Origin of the sequence: Cellulomonas chitinilytica, from assembly GCF_016862675.1 — a bacterium.
GTDB lineage: Bacteria > Actinomycetota > Actinomycetes > Actinomycetales > Cellulomonadaceae > Cellulomonas > Cellulomonas chitinilytica.
On record NZ_BONK01000013.1, the window covers coordinates 101,258 to 118,140 of the forward strand.

16 protein-coding genes and 2 tRNA genes are annotated in these 16,883 nt (G+C 72.5%); 7 read left to right on the plus strand and 11 right to left on the minus strand.

Translation table 11 applies throughout. The annotated features are described in order from the left end of the window. The first annotated feature begins 92 nt into the window (after positions 1–92). The 3 genes from Cch01nite_RS17720 (at position 93) to Cch01nite_RS17730 (ending at position 2,415) form a co-directional block, all read left to right on the plus strand. Positions 93–755, plus strand: coding sequence for a response regulator transcription factor (locus Cch01nite_RS17720; protein WP_203757814.1), 663 nt, complete (start codon positions 93–95; stop codon positions 753–755). After that, on the plus strand, positions 752–1,882 hold the full coding sequence (locus Cch01nite_RS17725) for a sensor histidine kinase (RefSeq protein WP_203757815.1): 1,131 nt from the start codon (positions 752–754) through the stop codon (positions 1,880–1,882). Before Cch01nite_RS17720 ends, Cch01nite_RS17725 begins: the two co-directional genes overlap by 4 nt. A 62-nt stretch (positions 1,883–1,944) precedes the next feature. After that, entirely contained in the window at positions 1,945–2,415 is a 471-nt protein-coding gene (locus Cch01nite_RS17730; RefSeq protein WP_203757816.1) for an LbetaH domain-containing protein, read from the plus strand. Between the two features lie 44 nt (positions 2,416–2,459). On the opposite strand, the gene Cch01nite_RS17735 is transcribed toward Cch01nite_RS17730, so the two are convergent. Together Cch01nite_RS17735 and bcp are read right to left on the minus strand one after the other, a co-directional pair. Then, positions 2,460–2,542 (minus strand) — tRNA-Leu (locus Cch01nite_RS17735). A gap of 41 nt (positions 2,543–2,583) precedes the next feature. Further along, the gene (gene bcp, locus Cch01nite_RS17740) at positions 2,584–3,051 is read right to left on the minus strand and encodes a thioredoxin-dependent thiol peroxidase (RefSeq protein ID WP_203757817.1); all 468 of its coding nucleotides are present in this window, start codon (positions 3,049–3,051) and stop codon (positions 2,584–2,586) included. A gap of 110 nt (positions 3,052–3,161) precedes the next feature. Here bcp and Cch01nite_RS17745 point away from each other — a divergent pair, with 110 nt between their 5' ends. From Cch01nite_RS17745 to Cch01nite_RS17755, 3 genes are all read left to right on the plus strand, one after another. Further along, complete coding sequence (locus Cch01nite_RS17745; protein WP_203757889.1) at positions 3,162–3,458, plus strand: GroES family chaperonin; 297 nt, start codon at positions 3,162–3,164, stop codon at positions 3,456–3,458. Between the two features lie 70 nt (positions 3,459–3,528). Further along, a complete protein-coding gene (locus Cch01nite_RS17750) occupies positions 3,529–3,732 on the plus strand; it encodes a hypothetical protein (RefSeq protein WP_203757818.1) in 204 nt (67 codons plus the stop codon). A 66-nt stretch (positions 3,733–3,798) separates the two neighbouring features. Next, positions 3,799–3,874, plus strand: a tRNA-Lys gene (locus Cch01nite_RS17755). A gap of 179 nt (positions 3,875–4,053) precedes the next feature. Here the strand turns inward: Cch01nite_RS17755 and Cch01nite_RS17760 are convergent. Next, entirely contained in the window at positions 4,054–4,236 is a 183-nt protein-coding gene (locus Cch01nite_RS17760; RefSeq protein ID WP_203757819.1) for a hypothetical protein, read from the minus strand. Positions 4,237–4,241: 5 nt separating this feature from the next. Beyond that, on the minus strand, positions 4,242–4,817 hold the full coding sequence (locus tag Cch01nite_RS17765; protein ID WP_203757820.1) for a hypothetical protein: 576 nt from the start codon (positions 4,815–4,817) through the stop codon (positions 4,242–4,244). Positions 4,818–5,412: 595 nt separating this feature from the next. Between Cch01nite_RS17765 and Cch01nite_RS17770 the strand changes: the two genes are divergently transcribed. Further along, positions 5,413–6,852, plus strand: a complete 1,440-nt coding sequence (locus Cch01nite_RS17770) for a dihydrolipoyl dehydrogenase family protein (protein ID WP_203757821.1) — start codon at positions 5,413–5,415, stop codon at positions 6,850–6,852. Between the two features lie 3 nt (positions 6,853–6,855). On the opposite strand, the gene Cch01nite_RS17775 is transcribed toward Cch01nite_RS17770, so the two are convergent. From Cch01nite_RS17775 to Cch01nite_RS17805, 7 genes are all read right to left on the minus strand, one after another. Further along, on the minus strand, positions 6,856–8,067 hold the full coding sequence (locus Cch01nite_RS17775) for an MFS transporter (RefSeq protein ID WP_203757822.1): 1,212 nt from the start codon (positions 8,065–8,067) through the stop codon (positions 6,856–6,858). Positions 8,068–8,082: 15 nt separating this feature from the next. Then, a complete protein-coding gene (gene narI / locus Cch01nite_RS17780; protein WP_203757823.1) occupies positions 8,083–8,826 on the minus strand; it encodes a respiratory nitrate reductase subunit gamma in 744 nt (247 codons plus the stop codon). Continuing rightward, positions 8,823–9,488, minus strand: coding sequence for a nitrate reductase molybdenum cofactor assembly chaperone (narJ, locus tag Cch01nite_RS17785; protein ID WP_203757824.1), 666 nt, complete (start codon positions 9,486–9,488; stop codon positions 8,823–8,825). The genes narI and narJ overlap by 4 nt, the downstream gene beginning before the upstream one ends. After that, positions 9,485–11,170: a nitrate reductase subunit beta gene (gene narH, locus Cch01nite_RS17790; protein WP_203757825.1), complete on the minus strand. Its 1,686-nt coding sequence runs from the start codon at positions 11,168–11,170 to the stop codon at positions 9,485–9,487. The genes narJ and narH overlap by 4 nt, the downstream gene beginning before the upstream one ends. Before the next feature lie 3 nt (positions 11,171–11,173). Then, positions 11,174–14,893, minus strand: coding sequence for a nitrate reductase subunit alpha (locus Cch01nite_RS17795; RefSeq protein WP_203757826.1), 3,720 nt, complete (start codon positions 14,891–14,893; stop codon positions 11,174–11,176). 134 nt (positions 14,894–15,027) lie between these two features. Beyond that, the gene (locus Cch01nite_RS17800) at positions 15,028–16,029 is read right to left on the minus strand and encodes a glycine betaine ABC transporter substrate-binding protein (RefSeq protein ID WP_203757827.1); all 1,002 of its coding nucleotides are present in this window, start codon (positions 16,027–16,029) and stop codon (positions 15,028–15,030) included. A gap of 37 nt (positions 16,030–16,066) precedes the next feature. Then, positions 16,067–16,882, minus strand: a complete 816-nt coding sequence (locus tag Cch01nite_RS17805; protein WP_203757828.1) for an ABC transporter permease — start codon at positions 16,880–16,882, stop codon at positions 16,067–16,069. Between the last annotated feature and the right edge of the window lies 1 nt (position 16,883).

Genomic DNA, 16,883 nt, shown 5'->3' on the forward strand with positions numbered 1-16,883 from the left:
TGCGGGACCGGCCGCGTCCCGCGCGCTTACGCTGGCTGAACACAGCCGGTCCGATGCTGCGCAGACGAGTCCGATCGCGACGGAGGTGCTGGGTGCGGGTGCTCGTGGCCGAGGACGAGGAGGTCATGGCGGACGCGCTCGCGCGCGGCCTGCGTCGTGCCGGGTACGCGGCGGACGTCGCCGCCGACGGCGGCACCGCGCTGGCGCTGGCGGGCGTGAACCGGTACGACGTGGTGCTGCTCGACCGCGACCTGCCCGTCGTGCACGGCGACGACGTGTGCCGGGCGCTGGTCGACGGCGGCTCGCCGGCCCGCATCCTCATGCTGACGGCGGCCGGCGGCCTGGACGAGAAGGTCGGCGGCTTCGCGCTGGGAGCCGACGACTACCTCGCGAAGCCGTTCGCGTTCGCCGAGCTGCTCGCGCGCGTCCAGGCGCTCGCCCGCCGCACCGCCCCCGCGCAGCCGCCCGTGCTGACCGCCGGCGACCTGCGGGTGGACGTGTCGCGTCGCGCGGTGACGCGGGCGGGGCGGCCCGTCGACCTCACGCTCAAGGAGTACGGCGTCCTCGCGGAGCTCGTCCGCGCCGACGGTGCCGTCGTCTCGGCGGAGGACCTGCTCGAACGGGTCTGGGACGAGAACGCCGACCCGTTCACGAACGCGGTGCGGGTCACGATGGTGGGCCTGCGGCGCAAGCTCGGGGACCCGCCCGTCATCGAGACGCTCCGGGGCGCGGGCTACCGGGTGGTGGTCCCGTGAGGCGGTCGCTGAGCGTGCGGTGGCGGCTCACACTCTTCTACACGCTCGTCGTCGCCCTGTCCGGGGCGGTGCTGCTGGCGCTCGTCTACGGTCTCGTGACGCAGGCCCAGAGCCGCAGCATGCGCACCGAGTCGCACGTGCTGCCCGGGTCCGGCGTGACGGCGCCCCTGCCCCCACCCGTGGTCTCGGAGGTCCGTGAGGACGCGGTCGGGTCGACGATGGACCAGCTCGTGCGGAACTCGTGGCTCGGGCTGCTGCTCGTCACGGCCGCCTCCGTCGGCATCGGCTGGGTGGTCGCCGGTCGCGTCCTCGCGCCCGTGCACACGATCACCGCCCGCGCGCAGCGGATCTCGGCGGACTCCCTGGACGAGCGGATCGCCCTCGGTGGCCCCCGCGACGAGCTCCGCGAGCTGGCCGACACGTTCGACGCGCTGCTGGCCCGCGTGCAGCAGACCGTGAGCTCGGAGCGGCGGCTCGTCGCGACCATGTCCCACGAGCTGCGCACCCCGCTCGCGAACCAGCAGGCCGCGCTCGACGTCGCGCTCGCGGACCCCGACGCCGACGCCGGCGAGCTGCGCGCCGCGGCGGCGACCGCGCTCGACCAGAGCAGGCGGGCCGCCCGCACGATCGACGCGCTCCTCGTGCTCGCCCGTGCGCAGTCCGGCGAGGCTGTCGGGCCGCCGACGCCGGTCGACCTGCGCGGCGCCGTCGCGGACGCCGTCGACCAGGTGCGCCGCCCCGACGACGGCCTGGCCTGGGACGTGCGGCTCACCGACGTCACCGTGCCGGGGGAGCCCGCCCTGCTCGGCCGGGCCGTGGCCAACCTGGTGCACAACGCGGCGCACCACAACGTCCCGGACGGTCGCGTCTCGGTACGTCTCGCCGAGGAGCACGACGGTGCCCGGGTCGTCGTGACGAACACCGGGCCCGCGGTGGCGCCCGACGAGGCCGCCGACCTCGTCCTGCCCTTCCGGCGTGCCTCGGCGGACCGCACGACGAACGGCACCGGGGTCGGCCTCGGCCTCACGGTGGTGCGAGCGGTGGCGGACCACCACGGTGGACGCCTCGTCCTGACGCCACGGACGGACGGGGGCCTGGTCAGCGAGCTGTGGCTGCCGATGCGGTGATTTCTGGCCGTCTGTCCAGAATCACCCGCTCGGCACCCGCCCCGGGTAGTAGCGTCCGGCCCATGATTCCCCGCGTCTGGGTCCGCCTGTCGGGCGGATGGTGGCAGCACCGCGAGCGCTGCCTGCGTTCGCGGGGGTTCGTGCGACGGATCCAGGTCGGCGTCTACAAGATGTACGTCGAGGAGCACGGCGGGTACGTGTCGCTCCTTGCGGAGTTCGCCGGTGAGCCGAGGCTGCCGCACAAGATGCTCAGCGTGTTCATCGCCCCCGGAGCCCGGATCGGCAGCGGGGTGACGATCCACCAGCAGGTGACGATCGGGAAGAACGACGACCCGGACAGCCCCCGCTTCGGGTCGCCGACGATCGGCGACGGCGTCTACATCGGTGCGGGCGCCCAGGTGATCGGTGCCGTGACCGTGGGGGCGGGGGCGCGCATCGGCGCGGGTGCGGTGGTCGTGCACGACGTCCCGCCGGGCGCGACCGTGGTCAGCGCGCCGGCGCGGGTGATCCTGCGGGACATCACGCCCGTCTGACCCGCCGGGTTCCGCCCGCGAGGGCGACCGCACGTGTCGACGAGTGCGGGAGACGGGACTTGAACCCGCACGCCCTCTCGGGCACCAGGACCTAAACCTGGCGTGGCTGCCGTTTCACCACTCCCGCGCGGCCGAGTGTCCCACAGCGGGCCCCGGCCGGACCGTGCGTCAGGCGACCTTGAGGTCCCGCCGCAGCTTGGCCACGTGACCGGTCGCCTTCACGTTGTACTGCGCGAGCTCGACGCGCCCCTCGGGGTCGACGACGACCGTCGAGCGGATGACGCCCGTGACCGTCTTCCCGTAGAGCTGCTTCTCGCCCCACGCGCCCCACGCCTCCAGCACCGAGCGGTCCGGGTCGGACGCGAGCGGGAACGTGAGGTGCTCCTGCTCGACGAACGCCGCGAGCTTCTCGACGGGGTCGGGGGAGAGCCCGACGACGGCGTACCCGGCGCCCTGCAGCGACGCGAGCGAGTCGCGGAAGTCGCACGCCTGCGTGGTGCACCCGGGCGTCATGGCCGCCGGGTAGAAGTACACGATGACGTGCCGTCCGCGCAGGTCGGACAGCGTGACACTGCCACCGTCGGCGGTCGGCAGCGTGAAGTCGGGGGCGAGGTCGCCGACGGCGAGACGAGGCACGGGAGCTCCAGACGAGGTGAGGCGGGGACGGCGTCAGCCTACGTCGGCCGGGTACCGTCAGGCCCGTGAGCGCACAGAACGCCGAGCCGTCCCCGCACCTGCCCATCCGGATGCTGAACGACCGTCTGCTCGTCACGATCGACCGCGAGACGGCCGAGCGGCGCTCGAGCTCGGGGATCGTGATCCCCGCCACGGCCGCCGTCGGCAAGCGGCTGTCCTGGGCGGCCGTCGTCGCCGTCGGCCAGCACGTCCGGCAGGTCGAGGTCGGCGACCGGGTCCTGTTCGACCCGGAGGACCGCGCGGAGGTCGAGCTCGCGGGCACCACGTACCTGCTGCTGCGGGAGAAGGACGTGCACGCCGTCGCGGCCCCGGGAACTATCGGGGAGGGCACGGGGTTGTACCTGTAGCCGGCACGGTTGCACGACCGTGCGTTCGGTGCTGGGCTGAGTGATCACGAGAGACGAAGGAGGAGACGCCGTGCACCCCGACGCCGCCCCCGACAACATCGAGCCCGTCAAGGACCTGCTGGACGCGCACGTGCCGCTGACGCTCCTGGTGGACCTCCTCACGGACGCCGCGCCGCCGTCGGCCGAGATCCTCGAGTCCGAGGGTCTTCCCGACACGCCGTGGTGGGAGCAGGACACCCCCGGGACCGGGACGTCCGGCGAGCCGCCGGCGTGACGGTCGTCACTGCGGCCCGTTCTGGTTCGCTTGCCGGGCCCCGGGCCTGCTAACGTTCTCAACCGCGCGCCATTAGCTCAATTGGCAGAGCAGCTGACTCTTAATCAGCGGGTTCGGGGTTCGAGTCCCTGATGGCGCACCATCGAGGGCCTCTCGTCTGCGGGAACGCGGACGAGGGGCCCTTCTGGTTGGGCGCGCAGTGGTGCGCGGACGGTCCGTGGGACCGGAGCGAGCCGCTGCGTGGCGCGATCCGGTGTCAGGTTCGAGTCGACCCTGACGAATGGCCCCCGGCGGCTGCCGGAGGCCATTCGCGTTCAGGTGTCAGCGGTGTCGACTGCGATTCACCGAGATGCCGACCCAGCTGCCGAGCCCGGCCATCGCGGCAGCGACGATCGCCGTCAACGCGGTCTCGCGCGCGTCATGCTGAGCCGCCCACGACATTGCCGTGACACACACCACGAACAAGGTCGCGATCCCCACGGCCCTTCGGGTGTCTGCCTGCATGCCGGTCACTTTACGCATCCGAAGACTGCGCCCCCGATCGGGAACGTGTACGGCGCCACCATGCGCAGGCGCGGCTTGGAACCCGTGCAGATGGAGCCTCGCTCGAACAGCCACTGGAGGCCGCTGGCGAGGAGGGCCGCCGCCGGGACGCAGACGGGTGCCGCGACGGCGCAGATGGCCGTACCCAGGCCGGTGACATCGCCTGCGAGCAGGATCCGCTGCTCGGCCTGGCTGAGCGTGACGGTGAAGTTCGCCCAGTTGAGATCGACGTGGGGGTCGGCCACCACGGGGTAGGTGAGATCCGCCCCCGCGTGCTCGACGACCTGCACCAGGCCATCGGCAGTGGATTCGAAGTGCGTCGGCACCCTCCTTCCCTCGGCGTCCTTCGCCCACGGAGCCTGGACCGTCGCCAGGTCGATCACGGTGGCCGCACCGACCGGCACCGTCAGGGTGGCGGAGCCGTCCGGATTGATGACCGGCACCACCCCGTCGGCGAGGCCGTAGGTGTACGTCGACGGGGCGTCCTTGCTGGACAGAACCGTCAGCACTCGTGCGCCGGTGGTGGTCGCCTGCACGGCCACGTCGACGGACCTGCCGGCGTAGACCGCCGTGCCGTCCTGCGCGACCTTGGCTGCAGCGGTTGCCTCCCGAGGAAGCCCGAGAGTGACGGACGCACCCTCGACGCTCCTCAGAACGACCACCCCCGACGTCGACTCGGGGGCAGCCACGTCGACCCTTCCTCCTGCGGTGAACCGGCCGTCACGGCCTCGCGCGAAGTCCCTGAGGGAAGCCTTCGGCGCGACGCGCTCGATCTGGTCTGCCACCCGGTCGGGAGCGGACGGTGCCGCGTCGGCGCCCGTGCCGACACCGATGGTCAGCGCCAGAGCAGCGGTTGCCAGCAGGGCGGTCGAACGGCCCGCACGTATGACTCGTCGCATCTACGTACCTTCTTGTGAGTGTTGTCACCGTGGTGACGCTGCTCGATGCCGAGCAGCCGGACGGAAGTTAGCGAGAACGGCGAATCGAACAAGCGTTCTATCCACAGCCCCTGCGGGAGTCGCGACCAGCCGCGGCACCGGACGGGCTCGGCCTGCGGACTCCGGCGCTCGCGGCCAGCATGGGAGGCACCGCCCTGACGTCCTCGGGGTGGCCCTCGGCGCGGACGGGAGCCTCGTGATGGTGCAGCAGGTGCAGGAGTTCGACGTGGTGGTCGTCGGTGGCGGTGCGGTGGGGGAGAACGCCGCGGACCGGGCCGGGCGGACCGGGCTGAGCGTCGCGATCGTCGAGCATGCGCTGGTCGGAGGCGAGTGCTCGTACTGGGCGTGCATGCCGTCCAAGGCGCTGCTGCGGCCGGGCTCGGCGCTCGCTGCGGCCCGTGCGGTGCCCGGCGCGGCCGCGGCCGGCACGGGTACGGTCGACGTGGCTGCGGCGTTCGCGCGACGCGACGAGGTGGCGCACCACTGGGACGATGGCTCGCAGGTCTCCTGGCTCGACAGCGCGGGCATCACGCTCCTGCGCGGGCACGCCCGGTTCACGGGCCCGCGCGCGCTCACGGTGACGGACGGCAGCGAGGAGACGCCCGTCGTCGCGCGACGCGCCGTCGTGCTCGCGACCGGGTCGGAGCCGATCGTCCCGGCGACGCTCGCCGACGTCCGCCCGTGGAGCAGCCGCGACGCGACGTCGGCGCAGCACGTGCCGGCGCGGCTGGCGATCCTCGGCGGCGGCGTGGTCGGCGTCGAGATGGCGACGGCGTTCGCGGACTTCGGCAGCGAGGTCACGCTGCTGGTCCGTGGCGCGCGGCTGCTCGGCGGGGCGGAGCCGTTCGCGGGGGAGCTGGTGGCGGACGCGCTGCGAGCGGCCGGCGTCGACGTCCGCTTCGGCACGGAGGTCACGGGCGCGACGCGCGACGACGGCGGCGTGCACCTCGAACTGAGCAGCGCGGACGGCACCGTGCGGCTGGACGTCACCGAGGTCCTCGCCGCGACCGGGCGGCGCCCCAGGACGTCGGACGTCGGCCTGGAGACGATCGGCCTCACCCCCGGGAAGCCCGCCGAGGTCGACGACGCGCTGTGCGTCACCGGCGTCGAGGACGGCTGGCTGTTCGCCGTCGGCGACGTCTCCGGCCGGACCGCGACCACCCACCAGGGCAAGTACGACGCGCGGGTCGCGGGGGACGTGGTCGCGCACCGGTTCGGGCCGGGCGGCGGCGACGAGCGTGACGCGGCCCCGTGGAGCCGGTTCCGGGCCACCGCCGACGTGGCGGCCGTGCCACAGGTCGTGTTCACCCGGCCGGAGGTCGCGTGGGTCGGACGGTCGGAGGCGGCGGCGCGCGACGCGGGGATCGACGTGCAGGTCCTCGACTACGCGCTCGAGGACGTCGCCGGCGCCACCGTGCTGTCGCCGGACTACCGGGGCCGCGGGCGGCTGGTCGTCGACCGGTCACGCGGCGTCGTCGTCGGAGCGACGTTCGTCGGGCCGGACGTCGCCGAGCTCCTGCACGCCGCGACGGTCGCGGTGGTCGGCGAGGTGCCGCTCGACCGGCTGTGGCACGCGGTGCCCTCGTACCCGACGCTCAGCGAGGTGTGGCTGCGCTTCCTGGAGACCGCGGGCCTCTGACGGTCAGGACGTGCGCGCGGGCGCCTCCTTGCGCAGCCGCAGCAGCACGTACAGGAACGCGACCAGGGCCGTCGCGGACAGCAGCACCAGGCCGACCGTGTACGTGTGGTCCACCTCGTCGTACGTCGCACCCATGACGAGCGGCGGGAAGAACCCGCCGAGACCACCCGCGGCCCCGACGATGCCGGAGACGCTGCCGACCCGCTCGGCGGGTGTCCGCAGGGCGACCCACGCGAACACGCCGCCGGTGCCGAGTCCGAGGAAGAAGGCCATCGCCACGAACACGGCGCCGGCGGGGACCTCGGGCTGCGGCTGGGTCGCGATGACGAGCGCGAGCGCGGCGACCGCACCGAGGGACACCAGGACGATCGGCTTCGGGTGCAGCCGGTCGGAGAGCGTGCCACCGATCGGCCGCGCGACGACGGCCGCGATCGCGAACCCGGCCGTCCGGGTGCCGGCCCCGGCCAGGTCGAAGCCGTAGACGTCCTTGAGGTAGGTCGGCAGGTACGTCGAGAACGCGACGAAGCCACCGAACGTGACCGCGTACAGGAACGACATCTGCCAGGTCACCGGCAGCTTGAGCGCCGCCGCGAGCTTCGGCAGCACCGACTGGGTGCTGCGTTTCCACGCGGGGGCGTCCCGCATGACGACGAGCACCACGATCCCGGTCACCGCGAGCGCGACGGCCACGATCACGTGGGCGGTCGTGTACCCCCACTTCTCGACGAAGCGGGGCGTGAAGAACGACGACAGGGCCGTACCGCCCATCCCGGCGCCGAACACGCCCGTCGCGAAGCCGCGGCGGGACGGCTCGAACCACGCGTTGACGAACGGCACGCCCGCCGCGAACGTCGTCCCCGCGATGCCGAGCACGAAGCCGAACACGAGGAGCAGCTCGTACGACCCCTGGTTTCCCGCGTACGCGACGAGCAGGACCGGGACGATGCTCGCGAGGCTGAGCACGCCCAGCATGAGCCGACCGCCGTAGCGGTCGGTGAGGGCCCCCACGGGGATCCGGCCCAGCGCGCCGACCAGCACCGGGATCGCGACGAGGAGCGACTTCTGCGTCGACGACAGGTCCAGGTCCTCGGCGTACCGGGTGCCGAGCGGGCCGATGATGTTCCAGGCCCAGAACGTGATCGCGAACGTCCACGTTGCCAGCACGAGGTTCGTGGTGCGGCTGCTGGTCCGCGTGGTGGCGGCGGTCGTGGTCACGTGCCCTCCGGGTGCTCAGCGGTCCCTGTCCCGCGTGCCCACGGGGTCCCAGCCGCGGCGCGGTGCGCTGGCGCCGGGGGTGGGCCGCGCGTCGCGGCTGCGGTAGACGATGTACGGGCGGAACAGGTAGTGCAGCGGGGCCGTGAACGCGTGCACGAGCCGGGTGAACGGGAAGATCGCGATCAGGGCGAGGCCCGTGAGCGTGTGGATCTGGAACGGCAGCGGTGCCGCCGCCATCGAGGCGACGTCGGGCTGCAGCACGAAGATCGACCGGAACCACGGCGAGACCGTCTCCCGGTAGTTGCCCTCGTGACCGGCGGTGGCCCCGGCGAGCGTCGCCCACAGGCCGAGCACGATCGCGCCGACGAGGACGACGTACATGAGCTTGTCGTTCTTGGTGGTGGCCATGAACACCGGGCCCGTCCGGCGGCGGCGGTAGACGAGGATCGCGATGCCGACGAGCGTGCAGAAGCCCGCGACGCCGCCGACGGACAGCGCGACGGCGTGGTACTGCTCCTGCGTGATCCCGACGGCCTCGGTCCACGACATCGGGATGACCAGGCCGCCGATGTGCCCGACGATGACGAACACGAGCCCGAAGTGGAACAGCGGGCTGCCGATCCGCAGCAGCCGGGACTCGTAGAGCTGCGACGACCGGGTGGTCCAGCCGAACTGGTCGTACCGGTACCGCCAGATGGTCCCGCCGACGAGCGTGACGATCGCCAGGTAGGGGAGCACGCCCCACAGCACGACGCTCATGCCGGTCCTCCCGATCCTCCCGGCCCGCCGGCGAGCGGGAGCAGCCGCGGGTCGGCGGAGTCGAGCCCCACGTCCTCGCGCGGCGGCCCGGCCGCGGCCATCCGGTGCACGGCGGCCCGGTCGGTCGGCGACTCGCCCGGCAGGGTCGCGCACACGTCGTCGAGCACCCCCGCGTACGGGGTGCCGGCCTCGTGCAGCGCGAGCCGGACGAGCTCGAGGCTGGCGCGGTACTCCTGCAGCAGCGCGGGCCCGTCCACGGGGTCGGCGACGGCCGCGTACTCGAGCACGAGCGGCAGGTGGTCGGGGAGCTCGCCGTGCGTGTCGACGAGGAACCCGCTCGCGCGGTAGCGCTCCTTGAACCGGCCGAGCACCTCGCCGCGGCGGCGGGTGTCGCCGTCGGTCCAGTACGACAGGTACAGCGGCTGCCGGTGGGACAGGTCGAACAGGTCGACGTACTCGCGCTGCAGGTCGGCCGGCGGGACTGCGCCGGCGTGGTCGAGGAACGTGCGCAGGCCGCCGCCCGACGTCGTCGCCGGGAGCTCGTCGACCGCGTCCCGCAGCAGTGGGAGACGCTCGGTGAACGCGCGGTCGGGGTACGACAGGCACCACGACGCCACCTGGTGCACGACCCGCTCGGCCGGCCGGCCGCGTGGGGCCCTCACGGTGCCGCCTCCCCGGGCGCGTCACCGGCGTGGTGCTCCGGGAACAGCCCCGGCGGCGTCCCGACGCCGTCCCAGTTGAGCAGGTTGACCCGGCCGCGCATCGACTCGGACGGTGCGATGCCCTCCGACGTCTGCCGCTGCTTCAGCGCGTGGAACGTCTCGACGGCCACCGGCACGGGCCGCCCGGACGCCTCGCCGAACGCCGCCGACTCGTACATCCCCGGGCCCTCGTCGTAGTCGAGCGAGCAGCCGAGCTCCTCGAGCTCGTGGCCGCGCTCCTCGTGGGCCTTCGGGATGACGTACCGGTCGGCGTACTTCGCGATCGCGAGCAGCCGGTACATCGCGTACATCGTCGTGCCCGTCATGCCGACGGACCGGGGGACGGCCTCGACGGCGTCGTCCTCGAGCGTGATGCCGCGCAGGTAGGCGCGCATGGCCGCCAGGCGGCGCAGGACCCCGGTGACGACCTCGGTGTCGCCGGCGGAGAACAACGAGGCCAGGTACTCGACCGGGATGCGCAGCGCCTCGATCGCGCCGAACAGGTTCCCGTGGTCCTCGGCGTCGTGCCCCTGCTCGCGCAGCAGGTCGACGACGGGGGACAGCGGCGGGACGTACCAGACCATCGGCATCGTCCGGTACTCGGGGTGCAGCGGCAGCGCGACCCGGTACGTCTTGGCGAGCGCGTAGACGGGCGACCGGACGGCGGCGTCGAGCCAGTCCTGCGGGATGCCCTGCTCACGGGCGGCGGCGACGACCGTGGGGTCGTTCGGGTCGAGCATGAGGTCGAGCTGTGCCTCGTACAGGGCGCGCTCGTCCTTGACCGACGCGGCCGCCGTGACGCGGTCCGCGTCGTACAGGACGAGCCCGATGTACCGCAGCCGGCCGACGCACGTCTCCGAGCAGACGGTCGGCAGCCCCACCTCGATCCGGGGGTAGCAGAACGTGCACTTCTCGGCCTTGCCGGTCTTGTGGTTGAAGTAGATCTTCTTGTAAGGGCACCCCGTCACGCACTGCCGCCAGCCGCGGCAGCGGTCCTGGTCCACGAGCACGATGCCGTCCTCGGCCCGCTTGTAGATCGCCCCCGACGGGCACGACGCCATGCAGGACGGGTTGAGGCAGTGCTCGCAGATCCGCGGCAGGTACATCATGAACGTCCGCTCGAACTCGAAGCGGATCCGGTCCTCCGACTCGGCGCGCACCTTCTCGACCATGGGGTCCAGGTGGCCGGCCTCCGTGACGCCGCCCAGGTCGTCGTCCCAGTTCGCCGACCAGCGGATCTTCGTGTCCTCGCCCGTGATCAGGCTCTTCGGCCGTGCCACCGGGAAGTCGTCGCCGAGGGGTGCGTCGACGAGCGTCTCGTAGTCGTACGTCCACGGCTCGTAGTAGTCCTCGAGCTTCGGCTGCACCGGGCTCGCGAAGATCGTCAGGAGCTTCTTGACCCGGCCGCCTGCCTTCAGCGCGAGGCGGCCGCGCTTGTTCAGCGTCCAGCCGCCGCGCCACGTCTCCTGGTCCTCGTACCGCCGCGGGTACCCCTGGCCGGGGCGGGTCTCGACGTTGTTGAACCACACGTACTCGACGCCCGCGCGGTTCGTCCACGCCTGCTTGCACGTCACCGAGCACGTGTGGCACCCGATGCACTTGTCGAGGTTCATCACCATCGCCATCTGGGCCATGACACGCATCGGTCAGTACCTCACGTCCTGGCTGCGCCGCCGGATGGTCGTCACCATGTCCCGCTGGTTTCCCGTCGGGCCGAGGTAGTTGAACGTGTACGAGAGCTGCGCGTACCCGCCGATGAGGTGCGTCGGCTTCACGAGCAGCCGGGTCACCGAGTTGTGGATGCCGCCGCGGCGGCCCGTCCTCTCCGTCTTCGGGACGTCGATGGTGCGTTCCTGCGCGTGGTGCACGAAGACGACGCCCGCGGGCATCCGGTGGCTGACGATCGCGCGGCAGACGAAGATCCCGTTCGCGTTCGAGCACTCGATCCAGTCGTTGTCCGCCGCGCCGATCGCCTCGGCGTCCTGCGGGCTCATCCAGCACGTCGGGCCGCCCCGGGACAGCGACAGCATCAGCAGGTTGTCCTGGTACTCCGAGTGGATCGACCACTTGGAGTGCGGCGTCAGGTAGCGGACCGTCACCTGCTTCGCCCCGTCGGGGCCCAGCTCGGGCTCTCCCAGCAGCCGGTGCAGGTCGAGCGGCGGCCGGTAGATCGGCAGGGCCTCGCCGAGGTCGCGCATCCAGTCGTGGTCGAGGAACAGGTGCATGCGGCCCGTCAGCGTGTGCCACGGCTTGAGACGCTCGACGTTCACCGTGAACGGCGCGTACCGGCGGCCGCCCGTCTCCGAGCCGGACCACTCGGGCGACGTGATCACCGGGACCGGCCGCGCCTGCGTGTCGGCGAACGTGATCCGCTTCTCCTCGCTGCCCTCCGCGAGGTCCGCGAGCGGCTTGCCGACGCGGCGCTCCAGGGTCTTGAACCCCTGCACGGCGAGCTCGCCGTTCGTCGTGCCGCTCAGCGACAGGATCGCCTCGGCGAGCTTGACGTCCGTGTCGAGCGCCGGCCGTCCGTCACCCGCCCCGCCGAGCATCACGCCGTTGAGCTTCCCGAGACGGTCGACCTCGTGCTCCAGCCGGTACGTGACGTTCTTGATCGTGAAGCCGAGCCGGTCCGCGAGCGGGCCGAGCGTCGCGAGCTTGTCCGCGATGGCGGTGTAGTCGCGCTCGACGACCTGGAGCAGCGGCATCGTCTTCCCGGGCACCGCGGGGACGTCGCCGCGCAGCCAGTCCCGCACCACCCCGCCGGGCTGCCCGGCCTCGCCGGGGGTGTCGTGCTGGACCGGCACACTCACCACGTCGTGCCGCACGCCCAGGTGCGTCCGGGCCAGCTCGGAGAACCGCTGCGCGACCAGGTGGAACGCGTCGAAGTCGCTGCGCGCCTCCCACGGCGGGTCGATCGCCGGCGTGAATGCGTGCACGAACGGGTGCATGTCCGTCGACGACAGGTCGTGCTTCTCGTACCAGGTGGCGGCGGGCAGGACGACGTCGGAGAGCATCGTCGTCGACGTCATGCGGAAGTCCGCGCTCACGAGCAGGTCGAGCTTGCCCTCGGGGATGTCGTCGCGCCACGTCACCTCCTGCGGGCGCAGGTCGGGCGCCGGCTCGGTCGCGGCGACGTTCGAGTGCGTGCCCAGCAGGTGCTTGAGGAAGTACTCGTTGCCCTTGCTCGACGAGCCCAGCAGGTTCGCCCGCCACAGCACCAGCGTGCGCGGCCATGCCTCGGGGGCGTCGACGTCCTCGATCGCGAACTTCACGTCCCGGTCCGCGATCCGCTGGACCACGTGCTGGACCTCGTCCTGGGCGGTGCCTGCCTCGACCGCGGCGCGCGCCTCGTCGGCCAGGTCGAGCGGGTTGCGGTCGAACTGCGGGTAGAACGGCATCCAGCCGAGCCGCGCCGACTGCGCGATCGTGTCGGCCGTGTGCATGCCGCTCAGGTTCCCCTCGGCCAGGGGAGACGCGAGCGCGTCCGCGCGATACCCGTCGAACCGCCACTGGTCCGTGTGCATGTACCAGTACGACGTGCCCGTCATCGTCCGCGGCGGCCGCGACCAGTCCAGCGCGTTCGCGAGCGACAGCCACCCCGTCAGCGGGCGGCACTTCTCCTGCCCGACGTAGTGCGCCCACCCGCCGCCGTTGCGACCGAAGCACCCCGTGAACGCGAGCAGCGCCAGCACCGCCCGGTACGTCACGTCGCCGTGGAACCACTGGCAGATCCCCGCGCCCATGATGATCATCGACCGGCCGCGGGACTTCTCGGCGTTCGTCGCGAACTCCCTGGCGATCCGCGTGCACGCCTGCGCCGGCACCGACGTGATCGACTCCTGCCACGCCGGGGTGTACGGGACCTCCGGGTCGTCGAACCCCGTCGGCCACTCGCCGGGCAGACCCTCGCGCCCGACGCCGTACTGGGCCAAGGTCAGGTCGAAGACCGTCGTCACCAGGTGGTCGCCGACCCGTCGGACCGGGACGCCGCGCCGCAGCACAGAGCCCGACCCGTCCGGGGCCTCGAAGCAGGGCAGCAGGACGGTGGCGGTGTCGCCGCCGCCGGGGGCGTCGCTGATGCTGAGCGCCGGCTCGACGCCGTCCAGGTCGAGGTTCCAGCGCCCCTCGCCGGAGTCCGTGTAGCGGAAGCCCATCGAGCCGTTCGGGACCACCGGGGTACCCGTCGCGGAGTCGAGGAGCACCGTCTTCCACTCGGCACCCTCAGCCGGTGACGCCCCCGTCGCGCCCGGAAGGTCGCTCTCCCGCAGGAACTTGCCCGGCACGTACCCGCCCTCGCGCTCCTGCAACGTGATCAGGAACGGCAGGTCCGTGTACCGGCGCACGTAGTCGGCGAAGAACGGCACCTGCCGGTCCACGAGGTACTCGCGCAGGACGACGTGGCCCATCGCCATCGCCAGCGCCGCGTCGGTCCCGGCCTGTGCGGGCAGCCACTCGTCCGCGAACTTCGTGTTGTCCGAGTAGTCCGGCGACACCGTGACGACCTTGGTGCCGCGGTAGCGCACCTCCGCCATCCAGTGCGCGTCGGGCGTCCTGGTCACCGGCACGTTCGAGCCCCACATCATGAGGTACGTCGCGTCCCACCAGTCGCCGGACTCGGGCACGTCCGTCTGGTCGCCGAACATCTGCGGGGACGCGACGGGCAGGTCCGCGTACCAGTCGTAGAACGACGTCATCACGCCGCCGATGAGCTGGATGAACCGCGTCCCCACGCAGTGCGACACGATCGACATCGCCGGGATCGGAGAGAAGCCCGCGCAGCGGTCCGGACCGTGCGTCTTGATCGTGTGCACGTGCGCGGCCGCCACCATCTCGACGGCCTCGTCCCAGCCGACCCGCACCAGTCCGCCCTTGCCGCGTGCCTGCTGGTAGCGCCTCCGCCGCTCGGGGTCGCCGACGACGTCGGCCCAGGCGAGCACGGGGTCCTTCAGCCGGGCGCGGGCCTCGCGGTACATCTCGACGAGCACGCCCCGCGCGTACGGGTAGCGCACCCGGGTGGGGGAGTACGTGTACCAGGAGAACGCGGCGCCACGCGGGCAGCCGCGAGGCTCGTAGTCGGGACGGTCGGGGCCCGGTGACGGGTAGTCCGTCTGCTGGGCCTCCCACGTGATGATGCCGTCCTTGACGTACACCTTCCACGAGCACGAACCGGTGCAGTTCACGCCGTGCGTGGAGCGGACCACCTTGTCGTGCCGCCAGCGGTCCCGGTAGAAGACGTCTCCGCGCCTGCCGCCCTCACGGAACACCGCCCGCGAGTCCGGCGTCTCGTCCCACCGGGTGAAGAACCGGCCCGTCCGCAGCAGCGCGTCGGAGGCCGGACCGTCGAGACGAGCAGCGCTGCCGTCCATGGCCCGACCCTAGTGACGCCGGTCCGATGCTGCAGCAGATGGGCGTCGGCGCAGGTCAGCGGCCGACCACGACGCAGAAGAGGGCCGCGCCGACGGCGCGGCCCTCTTCTGTCGTGCCGATCAGTCGGTCGGTGTCAGTCGGCGGCCAGCGACCCGTCGCTGGACAGGACCAGCCCGATCGCCGCGTCCCCCTGCCGCACGGCCTGGCCGATGAGACCGAAGTCGTACGACTTGAACTCGGCGAACTCGAGCCCGTACGTGTCCTCGAGCCCCGGCTGGCAGAACGGCCGGTCCGGGCACTCGGCCGGTCCCGCGAGCACCAGCCCGCCGCACGCCGCGGCCAGGTCGCTCAGGGTCGTGACGTCGTGCTCCTGCGCGAACGCCTCCGTGACGGCGAACGCGTTCTGGTCCTGCGCCGCGGACGGCTTCCCGACGGTGATCCCGGCGGCCCCCGCCAGCGGCGTCAGGGCGGCGACCGTCGCGTCGACGTCGTCGGAGGCGACCGACTCGGCGTCCGCGCCGTTCTGCTGGGCGTTGAGGAAGTCCGCGAGCGTCGCGGCGTACTCCGGTACCGCCGTGAGGCTGCCGTCAGTGATCTGCGGCAGGTACAGCTCGCGGTTGCCGATGGTCCGGACCTCGACCGTGAACCCGGCGGTGCGCAGCGCGGCCGCGTAGATCTCCGCGAGCGTCGCGCTCTCCGAGAAGTTCGCGGCGCCGATGACGAGGGACGTCCCCGACCCCGACTGGTCGGCGGCGGCGATGCCCTCCTGGGTGACGAACTCGCCACCCACCTCGCTGGAGGTCTTGCGGTCGATGTCGACGGCCTTGTTGAGCTCGATCAGCTTCTCGGTGTCGAGCGCCGCGGACACCTCGTCGAGCACCTCGAGGATCTCGGGGTGCTCGGTCGCCGCGGCCTTGTTGACGGCCGGGATGATGTTGTCGGCGTTCTGCAGGCCCTTGTCGTCCTCGAGGACCACGAGCTTGTCACCCTTGACGGGGTCGCACGTGGGCAGCCCGGACGTGCCGGTGACCTGGGCGTCTGCCTCACCGCCCCCCGACCCGGGGGTGCCGCAGGCACCGAGGAGGAGCGTCGCGGCGGCGAGCAGGCTGAGAGCGGTCATGCGTCTGGCGTTCATCGGTCACTCCTGGGGCAGGGACGGGGAGGTGGGCCGGTCAGACGGGGGAGCCTGACCCATTCGAGTCGGTCGACGGCGTGACGGCAACCGGTATCGGTGGTTCGTGGGACGCGGCAGCGGGCCGGTCGGTGCGGTGGGCGGTGCGGCGACGGGTGCGGCGACGGCTCCGCGGGGTGCGACCGTCACGGCCGAGAGCCTGCAGACCGGCGGGGGTCACGAGCCGCTGCGCGACGGCGAGCAGCCCTTCGGCGACCAGGCAGAGCGCGGCGACGAGGAACCCCCCGGCGAGCACCTGGCCGTAGTTCAGCGTGCCGAAGCCCTCGACGACGATCGTGCCGAGGCTGCGGCCCCCGACGAGCGCGGCCAGCGGCACGGTGGCGAGCACCTGCACCGCCCCGGTCCGCACTCCGGCGGCCAGCTGCGGCACGGCGAGCGGTAGCTCCACCGACCACAGGCTGCGCCCGCCCGACATGCCCGTGCCCCTGGCCGCGTCGCGGACGTCCGCGTCGACGTCGCCGAGACCCGTCACGGCCCCCGACAGCAGCGGAGGGACGGCGAACACGGCGCACGCGAGCACGGTCGCGGTGTTGCCGAACAGCCCGCTCGCCGCGAGCAGGGTCAGCAGGGCGAGCGTCGGCAGCGCGCGCGTGGTGTTCGCGACGACGACCCCGGCCGTGCCGCCGCGGCCACGGTGACCGAGCCACAGCCCGACCGGCAGCGCGACGACGGCGGCGAGCAGCACCGCGAGCACCGACACCGTCACGTGCGCGACCGTGAGGGCGAGCACGCCGTTGCGGCCCGTCCAGTTCAGCGGGTCGTTGAGCCAGGCGAACGCCTCCTGCAGGACGTCCACG